19 protein-coding genes are annotated in these 20,592 nt (G+C 64.6%); 12 read left to right on the forward strand and 7 right to left on the reverse strand.

The window, feature by feature from the left end; all coding sequences use genetic code 11:
• Positions 1-357: 357 nt before the first annotated feature.
• Both AB7E19_RS16740 and AB7E19_RS16745 read right to left on the reverse strand, forming a co-directional pair.
• A complete protein-coding gene (locus tag AB7E19_RS16740; RefSeq protein ID WP_322131893.1) occupies positions 358-1,404 on the reverse strand; it encodes a nitronate monooxygenase in 1,047 nt (348 codons plus the stop codon).
• A 203-nt stretch (positions 1,405-1,607) separates the two neighbouring features.
• On the reverse strand, positions 1,608-2,249 hold the full coding sequence (locus tag AB7E19_RS16745) for a ribonuclease T2 family protein (protein WP_322131894.1): 642 nt from the start codon (positions 2,247-2,249) through the stop codon (positions 1,608-1,610).
• Positions 2,250-2,470: 221 nt separating this feature from the next.
• On the opposite strand from AB7E19_RS16745, the gene AB7E19_RS16750 reads away from it, so the two are divergent.
• From AB7E19_RS16750 to AB7E19_RS16760, 3 genes are all read left to right on the forward strand, one after another.
• A complete protein-coding gene (locus AB7E19_RS16750; protein ID WP_010672952.1) occupies positions 2,471-3,031 on the forward strand; it encodes a carbonate dehydratase in 561 nt (186 codons plus the stop codon).
• A 146-nt stretch (positions 3,032-3,177) separates the two neighbouring features.
• Entirely contained in the window at positions 3,178-3,471 is a 294-nt protein-coding gene (locus tag AB7E19_RS16755; RefSeq protein WP_427935984.1) for a hypothetical protein, read from the forward strand.
• A 1-nt stretch (position 3,472) separates the two neighbouring features.
• A complete protein-coding gene (locus tag AB7E19_RS16760) occupies positions 3,473-3,883 on the forward strand; it encodes a DUF6515 family protein (protein ID WP_010672950.1) in 411 nt (136 codons plus the stop codon).
• Positions 3,884-3,972: 89 nt separating this feature from the next.
• Here the strand turns inward: AB7E19_RS16760 and AB7E19_RS16765 are convergent, their stop codons facing one another.
• Both AB7E19_RS16765 and AB7E19_RS16770 read right to left on the reverse strand, forming a co-directional pair.
• On the reverse strand, positions 3,973-5,292 hold the full coding sequence (locus AB7E19_RS16765) for a HAMP domain-containing sensor histidine kinase (protein ID WP_427935986.1): 1,320 nt from the start codon (positions 5,290-5,292) through the stop codon (positions 3,973-3,975).
• A 14-nt stretch (positions 5,293-5,306) separates the two neighbouring features.
• Positions 5,307-5,987 carry a response regulator transcription factor gene (locus AB7E19_RS16770; RefSeq protein WP_010672948.1) on the reverse strand — a complete coding sequence of 227 codons (681 nt, stop codon included), beginning with the start codon at positions 5,985-5,987 and terminating at the stop codon, positions 5,307-5,309.
• 148 nt (positions 5,988-6,135) lie between these two features.
• Here AB7E19_RS16770 and AB7E19_RS16775 point away from each other — a divergent pair, with 148 nt between their 5' ends.
• Together AB7E19_RS16775 and AB7E19_RS16780 are read left to right on the forward strand one after the other, a co-directional pair.
• Positions 6,136-7,293, forward strand: a complete 1,158-nt coding sequence (locus tag AB7E19_RS16775; RefSeq protein WP_319862421.1) for an efflux RND transporter periplasmic adaptor subunit — start codon at positions 6,136-6,138, stop codon at positions 7,291-7,293.
• Between the two features lie 2 nt (positions 7,294-7,295).
• Entirely contained in the window at positions 7,296-9,245 is a 1,950-nt protein-coding gene (locus AB7E19_RS16780) for a MacB family efflux pump subunit (protein WP_427935989.1), read from the forward strand.
• Between the two features lie 224 nt (positions 9,246-9,469).
• Here the strand turns inward: AB7E19_RS16780 and AB7E19_RS16785 are convergent, their stop codons facing one another.
• The gene (locus AB7E19_RS16785; protein ID WP_322131899.1) at positions 9,470-11,365 is read right to left on the reverse strand and encodes a PhoX family phosphatase; all 1,896 of its coding nucleotides are present in this window, start codon (positions 11,363-11,365) and stop codon (positions 9,470-9,472) included.
• Positions 11,366-11,689: 324 nt separating this feature from the next.
• Complete coding sequence (locus AB7E19_RS16790) at positions 11,690-12,598, reverse strand: SAM hydrolase/SAM-dependent halogenase family protein (RefSeq protein WP_427935992.1); 909 nt, start codon at positions 12,596-12,598, stop codon at positions 11,690-11,692.
• A 150-nt stretch (positions 12,599-12,748) separates the two neighbouring features.
• Between AB7E19_RS16790 and AB7E19_RS16795 the strand changes: the two genes are divergently transcribed.
• Entirely contained in the window at positions 12,749-13,210 is a 462-nt protein-coding gene (locus AB7E19_RS16795) for a hypothetical protein (RefSeq protein ID WP_322131900.1), read from the forward strand.
• Positions 13,211-13,217: 7 nt separating this feature from the next.
• Here the strand turns inward: AB7E19_RS16795 and AB7E19_RS16800 are convergent, their stop codons facing one another.
• Entirely contained in the window at positions 13,218-14,444 is a 1,227-nt protein-coding gene (locus AB7E19_RS16800; protein WP_322131901.1) for an MFS transporter, read from the reverse strand.
• Positions 14,445-14,677: 233 nt separating this feature from the next.
• Between AB7E19_RS16800 and AB7E19_RS16805 the strand changes: the two genes are divergently transcribed.
• From AB7E19_RS16805 to AB7E19_RS16830, 6 genes are all read left to right on the forward strand, one after another.
• A complete protein-coding gene (locus tag AB7E19_RS16805; protein WP_322131902.1) occupies positions 14,678-15,586 on the forward strand; it encodes a LysR family transcriptional regulator in 909 nt (302 codons plus the stop codon).
• Between the two features lie 89 nt (positions 15,587-15,675).
• Positions 15,676-16,347: a CsgG/HfaB family protein gene (locus AB7E19_RS16810; protein ID WP_029313711.1), complete on the forward strand. Its 672-nt coding sequence runs from the start codon at positions 15,676-15,678 to the stop codon at positions 16,345-16,347.
• A gap of 11 nt (positions 16,348-16,358) precedes the next feature.
• On the forward strand, positions 16,359-16,718 hold the full coding sequence (locus AB7E19_RS16815; protein WP_427935995.1) for a DUF4810 domain-containing protein: 360 nt from the start codon (positions 16,359-16,361) through the stop codon (positions 16,716-16,718).
• A complete protein-coding gene (locus AB7E19_RS16820) occupies positions 16,715-17,368 on the forward strand; it encodes a DUF799 domain-containing protein (RefSeq protein WP_128297302.1) in 654 nt (217 codons plus the stop codon). Before AB7E19_RS16815 ends, AB7E19_RS16820 begins: the two co-directional genes overlap by 4 nt.
• Positions 17,369-17,587: 219 nt before the next feature.
• Positions 17,588-19,063, forward strand: coding sequence for a GGDEF domain-containing protein (locus AB7E19_RS16825; RefSeq protein ID WP_045523432.1), 1,476 nt, complete (start codon positions 17,588-17,590; stop codon positions 19,061-19,063).
• 102 nt (positions 19,064-19,165) lie between these two features.
• Positions 19,166-20,419, forward strand: coding sequence for a DEAD/DEAH box helicase (locus tag AB7E19_RS16830; RefSeq protein WP_319919034.1), 1,254 nt, complete (start codon positions 19,166-19,168; stop codon positions 20,417-20,419).
• The last annotated feature ends 173 nt before the right edge of the window (positions 20,420-20,592 follow it).

Here is a 20,592-nt window from a genome sequence, read left to right on the forward strand (position 1 = left end):
GCTGCTGCGGGAGTGGCATTCTACTCAACCGCCTTCTCGAGTCAAGCCTTATTTGACGAGGCTTTTTCGAGGCACCGACAGGCTTGTTTGCGTTGCCGCTTGCCCTGTCGATGGAGGCGCATTATAGAGACATAAATCACATTGGCAAGCTCTCATCGCAATAAAATTGCAAAAAAATGCCGATTCTTAGTTATTCATATCAAAACACAGTTTTTATACAGACTTACCCACAGGGCAAACCCGGAAAGGGCTCATTCTGCCCCCTATTACCTCCCGTTCCTCTCTGCCCGTCTCCTGTTCGAAGGGTTGCTGACCATATCAATCCATATATAAAGGAAGAGAATCGCAAAGTGACGCTCAGACCAGTCCTGCCTCAGCAACCCAGGCAGCGATCAGCTCGGCTGCCGCCATGGAGCGGCAACCCGATATATTCTGCCCGGCCCAGAGTGGCGAGAAACCGCTGTCACCCGCCTTTTCGGCTGCGGCACGCAACGGAGCCAATGCGCCGCTGGCATACGGGAAGTCTGGCTGCAGCACCGAAAGGGGGCCGAGTTCCCGCATCAAGCGGTTGACTATCCCCCGCGCCGGACGGCCGCTGAACAGATTGGTCAGTGCGGTGTGTTGGCCATGCCTCCCCTGCAGCGCCGCACGGTGCAGGGGCGAGGTCGTCGCCTCGTGGCAACAGAGGAACGCCGTTCCCACCTGCACGGCGCTCGCTCCCAGAGCAAGGGCGGCTCTGATGCCCTTTCCATCGACTATGCCTCCTGCAGCGATAACCGGGATCGCTACTGCCGCCACTACCTGTGGCAGAAGGGTAAAGGTGCCCTGCTGCAAGCTGAGATCCTCACTCAGGAAGTGACCGCGATGGCCACCCGCCTCCAGCCCCTGGGCGATGACGGCATCGGCTCCGTGGTCAGCAAGCCACTGCGCTTCTGCCACCGTGGTGGCGCTGGCAAACACTTTTGCGCCTGTGGCTTTTACCTGGGCAAGCAATTCAGGCTCGGGCAAGCCGAAGTGGAAGCTGACCACGGCAGGTCTGAACTCTGCAAGCAGGGCCGCATGCTCGTCATTGAAGGGGGCCCGAGCGGGAGCACGCGACTGCGCAGCGGCATCCACCCCGAACTCGGTGTAATAGGGTAACAGTACCTGGCGCCAGCGCTGCTCCGCAGCCGGTTCCGGCTCGTGCTGCCGATGGCAAAAGAAGTTGATGTTGTATGGGCCCGGCCCGCTGGCGGCGAGGCAGCTCAGCTCCTGGCGCAGCTCGGCACCACTCAGCATGGCGGCAGGCAGGGAGCCCAGTGCCCCCGCACTGGTCGCCGCCATCGCCAGGGCGCTGTTCTGCACGCCCGCCATGGGGGCCTGAATGACGGGATAGCGCATCCCCAGTTCGGCAAAGAGCGTCATATGACGGTTTCCTGTTTCTGATGGTCAGTCTGATTGTGCGCCAGAGGCGGGTTGAGTCGGCAGAGCGCACCTGACGTGCTGACACGTCGTCTGGCGATATCGCCTGTCCAGTTCCCGGCCAGATATCCTGCCTTGGCTTTCATCCATCAGGCTCCTTGAGGTTCATTGCACATCGGGCCCGCGAAGGGCCCGAACGTGAGGTGTCAACGCACGCTGCGCAGCAGGAAGTCCGGCTGGCCACAGGAGCGGCGCTCCCGCTTCTGCATCTCGTCGGAGCAGGGAACGGCATCCGTCCCCTGCTTGTTGATGCAGATGTAGATCTCCCGCAGGAAGCGGCCCCCATCAGCGCAGGCCACCGTGATGTTATCGGGGGCCAGCCACTCGTTGGCGCTCGCCAGATCGGCCTTGAGCTGGAAGCTGTTTTTGCGCAGCGGCTCTTCCGGCGATTGATAGGCGGCCGGGATCTTCACCTTCTGGCGCAGATCGCTGGCCAATTGGTGAAATGCCTCCTGGCTCAGCCCGGAACAGGTGCCGTGCTTCTCCCATTCATGGCGATAGAGGAAGCGGCTGGGGTAGAGCCCGGCAAACTGCTGCTCCATGTCCGCATCCAACCGCTCGCGGGTACAGCTGGCGGGGTAGCCGCGCTGATACTGGGGCCAGAGCCCATGCAGCACGAACCCCAGCTTGCGGGCGCACTGCTCCCGATCCCCTGGCTTGATGGCGCAATGCTCGGGCGACCAGGAGAGTACCATGGCGTAATAGTCAAACTCCCCCGCATAGCCTTTGCCCTGGGCGGCGGAGATCCACAACAGCGACCCCACCAGCCATACCATGACCTGCTTCATCTCTCGTTCCCCCTCATCTCTTTGCACCCGGTGGCGCCCCATTTTGCGCCCTCATGCTCCCATAACAGGGAGTCAAAGAACAATCGCTCAAAATGGCCTTACTCACTGTGGGTCAGACCAGTAAAAGGTTTCCCCTGCCGGATCAGAGGCGTAAGCTGGCTCTCCGGCGGGCCTTCATGACGCGCCACGTTTCCCCGATTTCATCAGCAACAGGACGTAACATGATCCGCAAGAATCCCTCAGGTCACCTGCCCGTTATCGACGAATCCGCCTATATCGACAAGACCGCCATTATCTGTGGCAAGGTGATCATCAAGGAGAACGTGTTTGTCGGCCCCTATGCCGTGATCCGCGCAGACGAAGTGGACGAGAGTGGTGACATGGAACCCATCGTCATCGGCGCCAACTCCAACATTCAGGATGGCGTCGTCATCCACTCCAAATCCGGCGCTGCCGTCACCATCGGCGAGTTCAGCTCCATCGCCCACCGCAGCATCGTCCACGGCCCCTGCGAAGTGGGTAACCGGGTCTTCATCGGCTTCAACAGTGTGCTGTTCAACTGCCACATCGGCGAAGGGTCAGTGGTGCGCCACAACTCCGTGGTCGATGGCTGCGATATTCCCCCCGGCTTCTATGTCCCCTCCACCACCCGCATCAACCAGCAGAGCGATCTGGCGCAGATCCCGCGCGTCACCGTGGACGCCACCGAGTTCTCCGAGGATGTGGCTCACACCAACATCGACCTGGTCAGGGGTTACAAGGCGCTCTCCAACGAGTTTTGATCCGGTGAGCGGTTCACGACACACAACGGGCGCCACGGCGCCCGTTGTCACAACTGTAAAGAGGGCGAAAAGAGGGTGTAAAGGTGGTTGAGCCGGGCGCACGCGTCGCGTTTGATGGGGGCGTTCCCATCAATGGAGTCATCATCATGTCACGCTATCCTGTCGCCCTTGCCTTTCTGCTGGGCACCACGCTCCTTCATGCCGGCGAGATGCCGCCCCCGATGGGCGCCCGCCAGGGAGGCCCCATGACACCGCCCCCCTCCGTGCTCTATCACGCCAGCAAGCAGGGTGCGGATCCCCAGGCCCTGATCCAGGCGCTGTCCAAAAACATTGATGCCGCCAAGCCGGATACCCGCTACGAGGTCACGGTCAGCGTGCGCGAACTGCCGCCCCAGCCACTCAAACCCCAGCCCGCCGGTGCGCCGCTCAAGGGGCAGTGAGATGAGTCTGCACCGCCCTTCACTCTGGCTGCTTGCCATGGCCATCGCCCTGCCCGCCATGGCGGGTCCGGGGAACATGGGCAGACCGGGCGGATGGGAGAGCCCTGCCCCGCAGTACGGTCATGGGGCTGGCCCCGGCTTCGGCCACCGCGTCGACAGGCTGCCGGGAGGGGTGGAAACCCTGCTGCTGGCCGGGCTCACCTACTATGTGCTCGACGGCATCTTCTACCGTCGGCAGGAGAACCACTATGTGGTGGTCTCCCCACCTCCTCAGGTCCTGGTGGTGGCAGAGACAGGGCTCATCCCCCTGGATCTGGATGGCCGCCGCTATTACGTCAGGGAGGGTCACTACTACCTGCGAGAAATAGACGGGCGCTACACCGAGGTGCCGCCGCCCGCGGCGCTGCGCTGAATCGCACGGTGAAACAGATACGAGCAGGGGGCCTTGGCCCCCTCTTTCATTACCGGGGTTTTACCCCACTCGGGTCTGAGCCGCGTACCTCAGGACGGGTCATGCAGGGGCAGCGTCATGGTCACTCTCAGCCCCCCCTGTGCGCGATTGCGCGCCTGGATGGTACCGCCCTGTAGAATCACCGCCTTGCGGGCGATGGCGAGCCCGAGCCCGTAGCCCTTGCCCATGCGGGGTGAGCCGATGCGCACGAAGGGGTCGAAGATCCCCGCCAGCTTCCCCTCCTCCACCCCGGGCCCCCGATCGGCGATGGAGAGCTGCACCTCCTGGCCCAGGCGCAGCACGCGAACATTCACCATCTGGCCCGACTGCGAGAAACGCAGGGCGTTGCGCACCACGTTATCCACGGCGCGGCGCACCAGCTCGGCATGCCCCAGCAGGAGACAACCCTCCCCCAGCGCCGCCTCGAGCCCTATCTCGACTCCGGATTGCTGGGCTTCGAACCTGGCATCCTGGACAACCGTCTCCACCAGCGCCAGCAGGTCGTAGTGGCTCTGCTCAAGCCCGTGGCCCTGCTCGGCACGGGAGAGGGTCAGCAGCTCCCCTATCATCCTGTCCATCCGCTCCGTCTCGAGCCGGATCCGCGCCAGGGCGTCGCTCGCCTTCTCTGGGCGCTGCTCCGCCAGGCCGATGGCCATCTGGATGCGGGCCAGGGGGGATCGCAGCTCGTGGGAGACGTCGTGAAGCAGTTGCTCGCGCCCCTCGACCAGTTGCTGCAACCGCTCCACCATGAGATCGAACTCCTTCGCCACCTCCGTCAGCTCGTCCCGGCGCCAGCGCAGAGCGGGCCAGAGTCTGACCCCCAAATCCCCCCTGGCTACCCGATCGAAGCTGCGCCGCAGGGCGTTCATGGGCCGGGTCAGGTGCCAGGCGAACAGAATGCTGAACAAGAGTCCCCCCAGGCCGCCAATCCAGAGCATGGGCGGGGGAATGTTGAGCCAGGAGAGGGGGCCGGGAGCCGGCCCGCCGGGGAGGACGCGCGGGTCCACTCTGGTCTGCAGCAGATAGGTCTGCCCGTCGCTGGCAATCACGGTGCGTGTCAGCACGCTGCCCGGGCCAGGTTCCCCGGAGGCTGTCAACCTGGATGCCCGGGGCGCTGGCCGGGGAGGCGCATCGGAGACATCGAGGAGTGTTATCTGCAGCAACGGCGGCGACATGGCCTGGCTCAATGCCGTCGCAGCCTCGATTCCCCCCTTTGCCAGCACGGCTGCCGCCATCTCCAGATGCTGGTTCGCCAACTGCTGGGCCAGGTGCTCTTCCGGGGGGTCACGCTCGGCACGAAAACCGAGCCAGAGCAGTTGGCTGACCAGCACGATGGCCAGCCAGAACCCCAGCAGAATCTTCCAGAACAAACGTCCCTTGAGGATCACCGTATCTTGTACCCTATGCTGCGCACCGTCTCTATGGTGACGGCCTCCCCCGCTTTTTGCTGCAGTTTCTGCCTCAGGTTGCAGATGTGCACATCGACGCTGCGATCATAGGCCTCCCGCGGGCGCCCTACCCCTTGCAGGGAGAGGGTGTCCTTGGTGACCACCTGCTCCGGTGCTCGCACCAGCAACACCAGCATGTTGAACTCGGTGGCGGTCAGCTCCAGCGGCTCCCCCTGCCAGAGGCAGACCCGGTTGGCCGGGGTGACCGTCAGATCCCCCAGGATGAGGGCATCCGGCGAGGGGGTTGCGCTCCCCCCCTCGTTGACCCGCCGCAGAACGGCCCGCAGCCGGGCCACCAGCTCCCTGGGGTAGCAGGGTTTGGGCACATAGTCATCGGCCCCCATCTCCAGTCCCACCACTCGATCCACGTTGTCCCCCTTGGCGGTCAGCATGATGATCGGCAGGCGGCTGCGCTGGCGCACCTGGCGCAGCACCTCGGTGCCGCTCAAGTCGGGCAGCATCACATCCAGCAGCAGGGCGCTGTAACGGCCGGAGAGGGCATGGTGCACACCTTCCCCTCCGGTCAGCACCTGGGTGGTATCAAACCCTTCTCCCCCCAGGTATTCACTCAACATGGCGCCCAGTTCGGCATCGTCATCCACCAGCAGGATCTTCATATGCGGTCTCCCTTGTCGGCGGCCATTTTCGCCGCTTGCCACGCACTTGGCAGCCATTTTTACGAAACCCTTACGCTTGGCGCAAAGAGCCTTAACCCGGCTCTGGGGTAGAGTGCCGCCGTGATCGTCATTCAGGATACAGGTTGTCATGCCCACGTTCTCCCCTCGTCTCTTCTGGCTGCTGCCCCTGTGTGCCCTCGCCCTGTTGCTGGCCTGGCGCCCCCAAGCCAAGGCACCCGCCAGCGACTACATCACCGCCAGTGCCGAGACCCGGGATCTGGAGCAGCTCATCATGGCGGACGGCACCCTGAAGGCGCGCAAGCAGGTGAGCGTGGGCGCCCAGGTGTCGGGCCAGATCAAGAAACTGCACGTGACTCTGGGGCAGGAGGTCAAACAGGGGGAGCTGCTGGTCGAGATAGACGATCTGCCCCAGCAGAACGCCCTCAAGGATGCCCTGGCCCAGCGCGACAACCTCCAGGCCCAGCTGGATTCCAAAGAGGCCACCCTTCGCAATGCCCGCCTCGCATACCAGCGCCAGCGGCAGATCGTCGCAAGAGGTCTTGGCAGCACGGCCGACCATGACAGCGCCAAGGCGACCCTGGACGAGACCCTGGCCGATATCCGGGCCCTCAACGCCCAGCGGGTGCAGGCCGAGATCGCGGTGGACACAGCCCGGGTCAACCTGGGGTATACCCGGATCCTGGCCCCCCTCTCCGGTACCGTGGTGGCCATGCCGGTGGAGGAGGGGCAGACCCTCAACGCCAGCCAGAGCACCCCTACCCTGCTCAAGATTGCCCAGCTCGACACCATGACGGTGGAGGCCAGGATCTCCGAGGCCGACGTCATCAACGTCCGGGTCGGCATGCCGGTCTATTTCACCATTCTTGGCAACAGCCAGCGCCGCTTCGAGGGATCCCTGCGGGCCATCGAGCCCGCCCCCGACACCATCAATGACGACGACACCACCAGCAGCAGCGACAGCAGCGCCATCTATTATCACGGCCTGTTCGAGGTGCCCAACCAGGATGGTCAGCTCAGGATCAGCATGACGGCCCAGGTCTATCTGGTGGTCGCCCGGCTCAAAGATGCGCTGGTGATCCCGGCCATCGCCCTGCAGGGGGATCAGGTCAGGGTGATCGACGACGGAGGCCGGATCAGCCTGCGCCGGGTCAAGGTCGGCCTGAACAACAAGGTGGATGCCCAGATCCTGTCGGGCCTGAGCGCCGGTGAGCGGGTCATCGTCAGCGAAGTGAGCGCAGGCCAGAGCAACGCCGCCGGGGGGATGCCGCCCCCCATGGGGATGTGACCATGGGCGCCTTGTTGCAACTGCGGGGCATCCGCCGCCACTTCAAAGAGGGTGAACGCACCGTCACCGTGCTCGATGGCATCGATCTGGCGATCGCCCGTGGAGAGATGGTGGCCATCGTCGGCGCTTCGGGCTCCGGCAAATCCACCCTGATGAACCTGCTGGGCTGCCTGGATCAGCCGAGCGAGGGGGCCTATCTGGTGGCCGGGCGCGATACTGCCACCCTCAGCCGGGACGAGCTCGCCGCCCTGCGCCGGGAGCACTTCGGCTTCATTTTCCAGCGTTATCACCTGCTGGCGGATCTCGATGCCCGCACCAATGTGGAGGTGCCCGCCCTCTACGCAGGTCTGGATCCGGCCGAGCGACGCCAGCGGGCCGAGGCCCTGCTGACCCGCTTCGGCCTCGCCAGCCGGCTCGAACACAAGCCAAGCCAGCTCTCCGGCGGCCAGCAGCAGCGGGTCAGCATCGCCCGGGCCCTCATCAACGGCGGCGAGGTGATCCTGGCCGACGAGCCGACCGGGGCCCTCGACAGCCAGAGCGGCGCCGAGGTGATGGCGAGCCTTCAAGCTCTGCATCGCCAGGGCCACACCCTGGTGATCGTCACCCACGACATGGACATCGCCCGCCACGCCGAGCGGATCATCGAACTGAAAGATGGCCGGGTGATCGCCGATCGCCGCACGCGCGAGCCACAGACCCTTCCCCAGGCGACCCAGGCCGCCACCAAGACGTCCGCCAGGGGGAAGACCCCGCGGATGGCGGGGCTCGGGAATGCCCTGCAGATGGCCCTCAAGGCCATGGTTGCCCAGCGTCTGCGCACCTTTCTCACCATGCTCGGCATCATCATAGGTATCGCCTCGGTGGTGACCGTGGTGGCCCTCGGCCAGGGCTCCCGGGAGCGGGTGCTGGAGAACATCAACGCCATGGGCACCAGCACCCTGGAGGTGTTCCCCGGCCGCGGCTTCGGGGACATGCGCTCCGCTACCATACAGACGTTGCGGATCGGGGACGCCGAGGCCATCGCCCGGCTGGACTACGTGCACAGCGTCACCCCCAGCCTCAGCACCAGCGCCACCCTGCGCCTTGGCAGCACCGCCGTCTCCGGCACCATCAACGGCGTCGGCGCCCAGTTCTTCCAGGTCAGGGGCTATCGCCTGGCCCAGGGCATGGGCTTTGATCGCCAGAGCGAGGAGAGCCTGGCCCAGGAGGTGGTGATCGACGAGCACGCCCGGGACAAGCTGTTCGCCCCGACCCAGTCTCCCCTGGGCCAGGTGATCCTGCTGGGGGATCTGCCCTGCCGGGTGATCGGGGTCGCCATCAAGAACCAGAGCGGCTTTGGCAGCGACGAGACCCTCAACGTCTGGATCCCTCATACCACCGCCATGAGCCGCCTGCTGGGGCAGAGCCATCTGCGCAGCATCAGCGTGCGGGTACGGGACGAGGTGAGCCTGGACGCCGCCCAGGATGGCATCAGCCGCCTGCTCACCCTGCGCCACGGCAGCCAGGACTTCTTCCTGCTCAACACCGACAGTATCCGCCAGACCATCAGCCAGACCAGCGCCACCCTGACCACGCTGATCGCCCTCATCGCTCTCATTTCCCTGATCGTCGGGGGCATAGGGGTGATGAACATCATGCTGGTCTCGGTCACCGAGCGCACCCGGGAGATAGGGGTGCGGATGGCGGTCGGCGCCCGGACCCGGGATATCCAGCAGCAGTTCCTCATTGAAGCCGTGCTGATCTGCCTGCTGGGGGGCGTGCTCGGCATCGCCCTCTCCCTGGTGCTGGGCCAACTGTTCGACTACGTCAGCAGCGGCGTCCGGATGAGCTACTCCCTTGCCGCCATGGGGGTGGCCTGCCTTTGCGCCAGCCTGATCGGGGTAATATTCGGCTTCGCCCCGGCCCGCCGGGCCGCCAGGCTGGATCCCATCCACGCACTGGAGCGCGAATAGCCCGCATTGACGCCGGGGTGACGCCACTCACCCCGACACCGGATCAGGGGCCGATGCCCGGCCCCGCCACCAAGCCTGAACGCCCGCACTTCTTCCCTGAATGCGCGGGTTCTTTGACCGGGTCCCGTACCCGGTCTTTTTTTGTCTCCCGCCCGCCACACCCACAAAAAAAGCCGCCCGAAGGCGGCTTTTGTCATCACGGGCCAGTCGGTTACCCCGGGCCATCAGGCGCCGATGATGCCGCCATCGTCCCGGGTGATCCGCAACACAGCGGAGCGGGGAATGGCGGTGCCGCCGTCCGGGAAATGGGAGGGCGCCCCCTCCTCACCCGGGTGCTGCACCCCGACGAACAGGGTGCGCCAGTCTGGCGTGAAGGTGAGGCCCGTTATTTCGCAGGCCACGGGGCCGGTCAGGAAGCGGCGCACCTCGCCGCTCGCGGGATCGGCGCACAGCATCTGGTTGTTGCCCATGCCGGCAAACTGCTTCTCGTTGGAGTAGTCGCCGTCGGTCTGGATCCAGAGCCGCCCCGCCTCGTCGAAGCCGATGCCGTCCGGGCTGTTGAACATGTTGTCCGGATGGATGTTGGCACTGCCCGCCATCAGCCCTTCCTTATGCACGCCGGGGTTGCCCGCCAGCAGGAAGAGATCCCACTCGAAGCTGTCGCTCCCGTGATCGTCCCCCATCGGGCGCCAGCGAATAATCTGGCCATAGGGGTTCTCGGCCCTGGGGTTGGCGCCATCGAGAGGTTGGTTCTCCTTGAGGCCGCGGTTCTTGTTGTTGGTCAGGGTGCAGTAGACCTCGGCCCTGTGGGGATGCACGGCCACCCACTCGGGCCTGTCCATGGTGGTGGCGCCGAGCCGGGTCGCCGCCTCCCGGGCGAAGATGAGCACCTCCCCCTGATCGGCGAAGCCGTTCTCCCGGGTCAGGCCGTGCTGGCCGTGTACCAGGGGCAGCCACTGGCCAGTGCCCTTGAGCTCCCCCTCCCTCGCCTCGAAGCGAGCCACATAGAGGGTGCCCTCGTCCAGCAGATCCCGGTTCGCAGGATCGTTGCCCGGCGCCACCTTGTTCTTCGAGACAAAGCGGTAGATGTGTTCCCCCCGCTCGTCGTCGCCGAGGTAGACCACGGCGCGGCCATCCTGGTTGACGGTGAAGGCCGCATTCTCATGCTTGAAGCGGCCAAGGGCGGTACGCTTCTTCGGGGTGGAGGCGGGATCGCGGGGATCGATTTCCACCACCCAGCCGAAGCGGTGCGGCTCCTGGGGATGCTTCGCGAGATCGAAGCGCTCGTCGAATCTGTGCCAGCCAAAGCCCGCATCCTCGGCGGCCAAGCCGTAGCGGGCGGCGCGCTGGTCCAGCTCCGGCTTGCCCTCGCTGCCGAAGTAGCCGTTGAAGTTCTCCTCGCAGGTGAGGTAGGTGCCCCAGGGGGTCTGGCCATTGGCGCAGTTGTTGAAGGTGCCAAGGGCGGTGCGCCCCTCGGGATCGGCCTGGGTCTTGAGCAGGGCATGGCCCGCCGCCGGGCCGCTCAATGTCATGGGGGTCGTGGCGGTGATGCGGCGGTTGAGGGCCCCCCTGGGGTTGGCCTGCCACTTGCCATCGATGCGCACCAGCTCCACCAGGGAAACCCCGTGGGCCGCCTGAGCCTTGGCGACAGCCTCTGCACTTAGGGTCTTGCCACCATCTTCAAACAGGTATTCGTAGTTGGTGTATTCGTTGTTGACGGCGAGCAGGGCGCGATCCGGCCCCAGGGAGAAGAAGCTCATGCCGTCGTTGTTGTCGCCAAACTGGCGGGCCTGGGCCTTGGCATCATTGCCCTGGGCAAAGGCGGGGGCATCGGGGAAGAGGGCATCTCCCCAGGCGATCAGCACCTCGGCCTTGTAGCCGGGCGGCACCACTATGGTGTCGGCCACCGAGGCGGGCACGGCCTGGAAGCCAAGCAGCGGCCGGGTGGCGGCAGCCACGGCCTGGGCCACGGGGCTCGCGGCAAAGAAGGCCACCATGCTGGCGGCGCCCACCCCTTTGAGGAAGCCACGGCGGCTGAGACCCGCCTCGATGAGGCGGTTGAATGCCGGCTCCTGCTCGCGGGGGTGGTTGGCACTGTCTTTCTCGTCAAAACGGCTCATCGGCTTTTCCTTGTTATCTCGGCGCAATCATTGCGTCATCACGGCGTCCGGCCACAGCATGGCAGCGCTTTATTAAACGAGGATGACAAATGATGAGATAACCGGCTGGCCCGGCAAGACGCCATCGCCAACGACAAGGGGCGGTGGACACCAGTCCCACCGCCCCAAGAGACACATCGCCGACAGAAGCTCTCCCCTCTATCTAGCCGCACGTCTTCAGACTGCTATGCCCGTTTGTACCGGATAGCGCCCGATGGCAGCGTCTAGTTGCACTTCTTCAGACTGCTATGCCCGTTTGTACCGGGTAGCACCCGCTGGCAACGTCTAGTTGCACTTCTTCAGACTGATATGCCAGTTGGCGCCGGATTGCACCTGATGTTTGGCGGCGAAGCTGTCCATGTTCAGCGCCACCGACACCTGCAACAGGCTGTTGAGGTAGACCAGGGGCTGGCCCTCCGGCACATCGCCAAAGCTGCTGACGTAGGGGGCCTTGCCCTCGTATTTCAGCGCATCCCCTTCGCTGATCCTGATGCAGGCGTTGTCCCCCTTGTGGATACCCGCCTTGGTCAGCAGGCTGTCGTCGATATTGGTCCAGACGTTGCCGTACTGCACGTCCAGGATCGGAATGGTGCCCTTCAGGGTACCGTCTTGCTCGGCCACCGCGGGCTGATAGGGGATGGTCACCACCTCGGCGGGCAGCAGAGGCCCCACCTGCTCGAAGCTGATGGCACCGGAGGCGAGGCGCGCGCCGGTGTAGGCGTAGACGTCGCGGCCGTGGAAGGTGTAGGACTTCTCGGAGCCCTTGAGGCGGTTGGTTTTCTCGTCTATCTGGCGCACCGCCTTGATGCCGAAGTGCTCCGCCACCAGGGTCAGGGTGCCGTTGTCCGGGCTGACGATGTAGTGGCCGCTCCTGGTCTTGAGTACCACCGACTTTCGTTCGGTGCCGACACCGGGGTCCACCACGCTGACGAAGACGGTGCCCGCGGGCCAGTATTGCAGGGTCTGATAGAGGCGGTAGGAGGCTTCCCAGATGTTGTAGGCCGGGATCTCGTGGGTCAGGTCATGGAGCGGCAGGGTGCGGTCCACCCCGAAGGCGACCCCCTTCATGGCCGAGACGGCGCCATCCTTGAGACCGAAGTCGGTCTGGAACACCAGGGCCTCGTTGGCAAGGGCACTCGCCCCCACCAGAGAAAGGGCGAGCACGAGGGCGCGGGGGACGATACGAATATCCATGTCAGGGCTCCTTTAAAGACGTTTGGACGTCCAGATTGCCACTCATGGCAATCTTTGCAACCCCTGATGCCCGAATGGGGGGCGAAATGACTCGCCAATCCGCCCCGTGCGGGTGTATCCATGGGGCATCCAACGCCAGGAGCACACCAGATGACCAGAGAGCATCACGAAACCATTTTGCTGAGCCTGGGCAATACCCGAAGCCAGGTCGCGCTCACCGCGGCCGATGGCTCCAGCCAGACATTTGCATTGACACTGGGGCTCGATGCCCTGACCCCGGGACCCTTTCGCCGGGATCCGCCGACGCCCCTGGAGCTTGAGCAAGCCATCATGGTGGTGGAGGATGTGCTGATGCCCCTCGCGGCACGGATCCCGCCCCACCCCGTGCTGCACCTGCAAAGCCCGGAGCCCCTGACCGAGGTGCTAGGCAACCGGGTGCAGAGCCGGGAAAACATTGAGCGGTTGTTCGGCCAGCTTGCCGCCATGGTGGAGGGGGATCCCCTGGCATCGGCCCAGTTGCCGAGGGAGAGGCGCATCGCCGCCGCCCTGCTGATCCTGCGGGAGTGGATGCACCACCTGGATGCCGGGAGCGTCGTCCTGGTCGATGGGTGATGCCCTGTCACACAGCGGGTTCGAAGCGCCGCCGTGACACCGCCCAGGCCAACCCCAGGCTTGTCAGGGTGCTGCCGACGAAGAGCAGATCCAGCGCGACGCCAAGACCGGCCCCGTCGCTCACCCAGCCCAGCAACACGGGTACCCAGTTCGCCACATAGGCGATCACATAGAAGAGGGAGAGCAGCCGCGCGTGGCTGGCCGGGGGCGCGATGCGATTGATCAGGGTTGCACTGCCCACGAACACGGCCCCCTGGGCATAGCCCGCCACCAGCAGCCCGAGTCCCGCCAGCCAGCTGGGCAGGCCGTGAACGGCCCCGGCAAAGAGCAGCACGCACAGCGCTAGGGCCAGCACGCCGCTTTGCAGGGTATGGCGGGCATCGAGGCGACGGGCCCAGAGCTGGCAAAGCCCGGAGAAGACCAGATAGGCCGCGACGAGATAGCCGAACAGCCCCAGATCCGTCATGCCCAGCATCTCGCTCACCACCTTGGGACCCATGGCCAGCAAGCTGGCCGCCACCGCCCAGGCGGTGAAGAGCGCCAGGGCGCAAAGGAAGAACCCGGCCCCCGTAGCCCTGAGCCCCTCTCCCAGGGATCCGCCACCCTGCCCGCTCGGGGCGGCCTCCGTCGCCCTCACCCCTTTGGGCCAGCTCAACACCAGCCCCACGATGGCGCAGGCCGCCATCCCCAGGATCAGCAGAAACGGCAGCGTGGTCGGGTAGAGATCCTGCTGCAGCGCCAGCCCGCTGAACACGGGGCCAAGGGCCAGCCCGGCGGTGAAAGACAATGTGGCGCTCAGCGCCGCCCGCTTGCCCCCATCCCTGGGGCCAAAACGCAGCAGCGCCACATTGGCGGCGCCGGTCAGGCTGCCCGTGCCAATCCCGGCCAGCAGCCGCGCCAGCAAAAGGGCCCAGAAGCTGTCGGCCAGGGAGAAGAGCAGGGCCCCGCCCCCGACCGCCACCAGGGCAGGCAGGATCAGGGTGCGCAGATCCGCCACGCGTCCCGCCAGGTTGCCCACCCCGAACAAGGCGATGAGCACGCCCCCCGCATAGCCGCCATAGATGAGGCTGAGGCCGAGATCGCTCAGAGCCAGCGCAGCCTGGTAATGGGGATAGAGCGGGGTAGGCACGCTGCTGTTGAGCAGGGCCGACATCAGGGCGAGGGAGAGAAACCAGCGCAGACGAGGATGGACAACCTGACCTGGCTCGCAAGCCGGGACGCTTGAGACAGACATGGACACTCCAGTGGCAGACAAATGAAACCGCAATCGGGAGCGACATCATAGCGATCCCGCCCACCCCGGACTGCGGCAGTTCTGCATCACGCCGACTCAATCCTGCATCACGTCGGGGTGGCGCGCGCCCTTGGCCGGGGCACCGGACCCGGTCTATCCCCTTGTGCTGCCATCCCCGCTGGCATCTAATATTGCGGCGCCAATCGGGCGTTCTGCTTGAGTGAGGAGCAAGCATGATCAACTGGGACGATGCCCGCTTCTTCCTGGCCCTGGCACGGCGGGGCAGCCTGCGGCAGGCCGGACTCGAGCTCGGGGTGGATCAGGCCACCGTCGGGCGACGGATCACCCTGCTCGAGCAGCAGCTGGGGGCCAAGCTGTTTATCCGCACCCCCAGACACTATCGCCCCAGCCCCCTGGGGGAAGCGCTGCTGCCCCAGGCCGAGGCCATGGCGCAGGCGGCCCTGGCCATGATGCGCACCGCGAGCCTGGGGGAGCAGGAAGGGGAGCTTTGCATCGCCACCACGGATACCCTGGCCCAGGGCTTCGTGCTGCCCGCGTTCACCCTGCTGCGCCAGCGCCACCCCGGCATCCGCCTCAAGTTGCTGACCGCCGTCAGCGTGAGCGACATCCCCAATCAGGAGGCGGATCTCGCCATTCGCAGCGTGCGCCCCGAGCAGGGAGATCTCGTGGTCAAACGGCTCGCCACCATCAAGATGGGGCTCTACGCCTCTCCCGACTACCTGGCCAGGCGGGGCACGCCCCGCTCGGGTCAGGCACTGCAAGAGCACGACCTGCTGCTCTTTCCCAGAGAGCTGGTGGCCCGTCACTGGCTGAGTCTGTGCGGCGAACCGCTCCACGAACCCAACGTGGTCCTGCAGAGCAATGCCCAGCTGGTGCTGATGGCCGCCGCCCGGCAGGGGCTCGGCATCGCCCTGCTCTCCACCTTCCTCGCCGAGGAGGATCCCGCCCTGGTGCGCCTGCTGCCTGACCAGCACGATCCCATCGACATCTGGATGGTGCTGCACCCGGATGTGCAAAAGACGGGCCGCATGCGCGCCCTGGTGGCAGCCCTGGAGGAGGTGTTCCAGCCCCTGCAACAGACCCAGCCCTCCGCTCTCCCCTGTCAAACGCACAGGGATTGAGCGGGTATGCCCCCCATACGGGGCACTTTCTTCGCAACGAACCATGTTAGAGTCCGCCGCTGTTTTTTCCTTTGATAACGGGGCCTTACATGAAGAAGTTTGTTGTTTCATCCAGTGTCATCCTGATGGCGGGCTTGCTGACAGCCTGTGCGAGCGAGTCGTCGCGCACCCTGGAGGTGCCCAAGGTTGCCTCCTATCAGAGCCACTATCAGGGCGCACGCAGCCCCATCGCCGTCGGCAAGTTCGACAACCGTTCCAGCTACATGCGTGGCATCTTCTCCGACGGCGTGGACCGGCTGGGCAACCAGGCGAAAACCGTGCTGATCACCCACCTGCAGCAGACCGGCCGCTTCAGCGTGCTGGATCGCGACAACATGGCGGAGATCCAGGCCGAAGCCGGGATCAAGCAACAGGCTCAGCAACTCAAGGGCGCCGACTACGTGGTCACCGGCGACGTCACCGAATTTGGTCGCAAGGAAGTCGGTGATCATCAGCTATTTGGCATCCTGGGTCGCGGCAAGTCACAGATCGCCTATGCCAAGGTCAACCTGAACATCGTCAACGTCACCACCTCGGAAGTGGTCTTCTCTTCCCAGGGTGCCGGGGAGTACGAACTCTCCAACCGCGAGATCGTCGGCTTCGGCGGCACCGCCAGCTACGACTCCACCCTGAACGGCAAGGTGCTGGATCTCGCCATCCGCGAGGCCGTCAACAATCTGGTGAACGGCATCGAGACCGGTGCCTGGCGCCCGGCTCAATGAGGAGAGACGAGATGACGCGGTTCCGTCCTTCCCTGCTGCTGGTCAGCGGCCTGCTGCTGAGCGCCTGCGCCCAGGGGCCGCAGACGCTTTACAACTGGGATCAATATCAGGGGGTGGTTTACCTGCACATGCAGGGTGACGACACCGGGGTCGAAGCGCAGATCGATGCGCTGGAGAAAAACCAGCAAGAAGCGAGCGCCAAGGGGCAGGCTGTGCCACCGGGCTTTCACGCTCACCTCGGCATGCTGTACGCCCAGCTCGGCAAGGATGCCCAGACTCGCGAGCAGTTCGAAACCGAGAAGCGCCTCTTCCCCGAATCGGCCCCCTTCATGAACTTCCTGATGTCCAACAAGAAGGGAGAGACCCAATGACCCTGCGCACCCTCCTTGCCCTCACGCTGGGCGCCCTCCTCCTGGGCGGCTGTGCACAGGGCCCCGGTTACGACTACAGCAACTTCAAGGAGAGCAGACCGACCTCCATTCTGGTGCTGCCACCGGTGAATCACTCGCCGGACATCAAGGCGGGCGCCAGCCTGCAATCCCAGATCACCTATCCGCTCGCCGAGTCCGGTTATTACGTGCTGCCGGTGGCGGTCACCAACGAGACGTTCCGGCAGAACGGCGTGACCGAGCCCGCCGACATCCAGGCGCTGCCCATCAAGAAGCTCCACGAGATCTACGGTGCCGATACCGCCCTCTACCTCGACATCAAAGAGTACGGTACCAGCTATCTGGTCATCTCCAGCGAGACAGTGGTCACCGCCAGTGCCCGCCTAGTGGATCTGCGCACCGGCAAGCTGCTTTGGGAAGGCAGTGCCAGCGCCAGCAGTGCCGAGCAGCAGGGCAATTCGGGGGGCGGCCTCATCGGCATGCTGGTGGTGGCGGTGGTCAATCAGATTGCCAACACCCTTACCGACAAGGGTCATGAAATCGCCGGTATCACCAGCGTCAGGCTGCTCAGTGCCGACATGCCCAACGGCATCCTCCATGGCCCCCGCTCGCCGAAATACCAGGCTCGCTAAGGCGCCCGTCACAGTCCACACAAGAGGGCGCCATGCCCTCTTGTTTCAGTCGCCACCCCTTTTCCCTGCCTAACATCGCATGACGCCTCATCGTCTATCTTTTTGATATTGTTGGCTCATTCTTGCGCATGCCGGGTGACGACCCACCAACTTCATCTGGTGATGCCCGGCAAAATCAGTTACAAGAATGGCCTCTGTCACCATGGACGAGTTCACTGCATGGCTGGATCACTGTTGCGTATCATCCCCCGTCAATGGCTCTACCGGTTTGGCTGGCTATGTCTGGCTCTGACAGGGCTCGGGCTGGTAGCCAACTACACCTACTTCGTCATCAGGCACGACATGGCGCTCATTACCGCCAAGCAAGCCAACCTGTTCGAGGTGTTCTATCAGCGGGCCCGCATCCTGGCGCCAGAGAAACTGGCTGACTTCATCGACAACAGCAGCATCAAGATGCCCATCTTCAGCGAGAACGGGGATGCGGCGGCCTATGCCTATGGCTATGATCTCCCCACCCTGAAGCGCCTGGCGGTCATTCCCGTGTTGCCCCCGGCCAACCAGATGCTCCTCGCCTACCTGTACGTCATCTCCAACCCCGAGGTCCTCAACCTCTACGCCTTCTATGACGATCGCCGCCTGCTTGGCATGGTCGCCAACAAGGGGATGCTGCCGAGCCAACTGCTCCCGGTCAACACCGACCTCAATGACATCGAGCCCTGGACCCACTTTTTCGGTTGCGCCTCCTTCGCCTCCACCCATGTCCCCTGCAGCACGGATGAAGCCTGGGTATCCGAGATCTACACCGACACCTTCACCGGACTGAATACCATCACCCTCTACTTCCCCTTCGTCTATTACGAGCCCGCCATCAAGGACTACCGCTATGGACTCAAGGGCATCGACATCGCCGTCGACCGGGCGTTCAAGGATGTGCTGCACCCCTTCGAGAGCCTCAATCCGACCCGGACCGTCCTCTCCTTCGAAGAGGTCGAGCCCTGCCGCCCGTTCCACCTCTGCCTGAGCACGCCGCTGATGCGCACCCAGGCAGGCAATGATCTCTACCTCAAGTGGTCATACAGTTACGGCGATTTCATCCGGTCCGTGCTCTACGGGGCGGCCTTCAAGCTCTATCTCATCATCCTGCTGCTGATCATGCTGACGGGGCGCAGCCTGGTTACCCGTCTGCGCATCCTGGCCCAGACCGACCATCTGACCCGGCTGCCACGCCGTGACATCCTCAATCAGGCGCTGCTGCGGGAGCACGACTACCTGATGATCCTCGACATCGACAACTTCAAGTCCGTCAACGACACCCATGGTCACGGGGTGGGTGACCTGGCGCTCGTCGCCTTCGCCAATCACCTCAAGACCAATATCCGCAAGGGCGATGTCGCCATTCGCTGGGGCGGGGAAGAGTTCATCGTGCTGTTCAAGGGGATGGACGATGACAAAATGATGCATCACTCCGCCGCCCGCCTGCTGGAGCGGCCATTGCGCATCCCCGAGCTGCCCGCCCCCATCACCTTCTCCGCCGGAGTAACCCGCATTCGCGATTACCTGACGGTGGCCGAGGCGGTGCAACTGGCCGACGACCTGCTCTATCACGTCAAGCAGCACGGCAAGCGCAATATCGCCTATTACCAGGGGCAGACCATCCGCCTTGTCCGCGATCCGGGTGACAATTCGGCCCCCTGAGCGGCCCGGCTTCTGCCGCTCCCCTGCTATCTGTTACCATCCCGCCCACGCTGATTGTTTCCGTCCCGGCCACGGGGCGGGATAACCCCATACTGGTGCCCTATGTCCATTGCCTCCTTCGCCGAACTGGCCCTCTCCCCCCGCTTGCAGCAAACCCTGACCGAGCTTGGCTACGCCGCCCCCACCCCGGTGCAGGCCAGCGCCATCCCCCTGATCCTCGCGGGGCGGGATCTGATGGCGGGCGCCCAGACCGGCACCGGCAAGACCGCCGCCTTCGTGCTGCCGCTGCTGGAGCAGTTGCTGCAACACCCGACGAGCGATGCCCCTCGCCCCATCCGCGCCCTGGTGCTGGTGCCGACCCGTGAGCTGGCGGTGCAGGTTGCCGAGAGCGTCACTCGCTACGCCAGGGGCACCACTCTCACCAGCACGCTGGTCTACGGCGGGGTGAGCATCGCCGCACAGGTGGAGGCGCTGAACGCCGGGGTGGATATCCTCATAGCCACCCCGGGCCGCCTGCTCGATCACCTGCGCCAGGGGGCGCTCACGCTGGCCGAACTGCGCCATCTGGTGTTTGACGAGGCGGACAGGATGCTCGACATGGGCTTTATGGACGAGATCCAGGCGCTGTTGAAGCAAATCCCGGCGGATCGCCAGACCCTGCTGTTCTCGGCCACCTGCGATGACAACCTGTTTGCCCTCTGCAAGGTACTGCTGCGCGACCCGGCGCTGGTGGAAGTGGCACCGCGCAACACCACGGCGGCCGAGGTGGAGCAGCGGGTCTATGCGGTGGACAGTGATCGCAAGGTGGCGCTGGTCCAACACATGCTGACCGTGAAAGGCTGGGCGCCGGCGCTGATCTTCAGCCGCACTCGCCAGGGGGCCGACAAGCTGGCCCAGCAGCTTGGCAAGGGGGGCATCAATGCGCTGGCCTTCCACGGGGATCTGTCACAGAGCGCACGGGAAAACGTGCTGCTGGCGTTTCGCGCCGGCACCTTGCAGGCGCTGGTGGCCACCGACGTGGCGGCTCGCGGCCTCGATATCAGCGATCTCAACCATGTGATCAATCTGGAGTTCCCCCATCAGCCCGAGGATTACGTCCACCGCATAGGGCGCACCGGCCGCGCCGGCAACAAGGGGCTCGCCATCACCTTGTTCAGCCCGGAAGACGCCCCCCTGCTGGAAAAAGTCGAAGCCGTGCTCGATACCCGCCTGCCCCAGCAGTGGTTCCCGGGCTTTGAGCCGGATCTCACCCGCTTCGACCCCGAGCCGCGCCGCGCCAGCAAGGGCGCCCAGAAGCAGAAGGCCAGAAAGCAGGCCCTCGCGGGCAACAAGGGCGGCAAGGGACGAAAATCCTGACACGACTGTTTGCTGGGACAGCCATGCGCCTGCCCCAGCATCACCACTCTCCAGACCCAGGCCTGTGGGGTGACGCCAACCGCTTTCCTGCCCCCCTGTTCTGCTCCGCGCCCCCCTGCTCAGTCCGCTTGCCCTGACCCGGCGACCCTTTGCCACAGCTTGCTACAAAAGAG

Source organism: Aeromonas sp. (genome assembly GCF_050252055.1).
Classification (GTDB): domain Bacteria; phylum Pseudomonadota; class Gammaproteobacteria; order Enterobacterales; family Aeromonadaceae; genus Aeromonas; species Aeromonas caviae.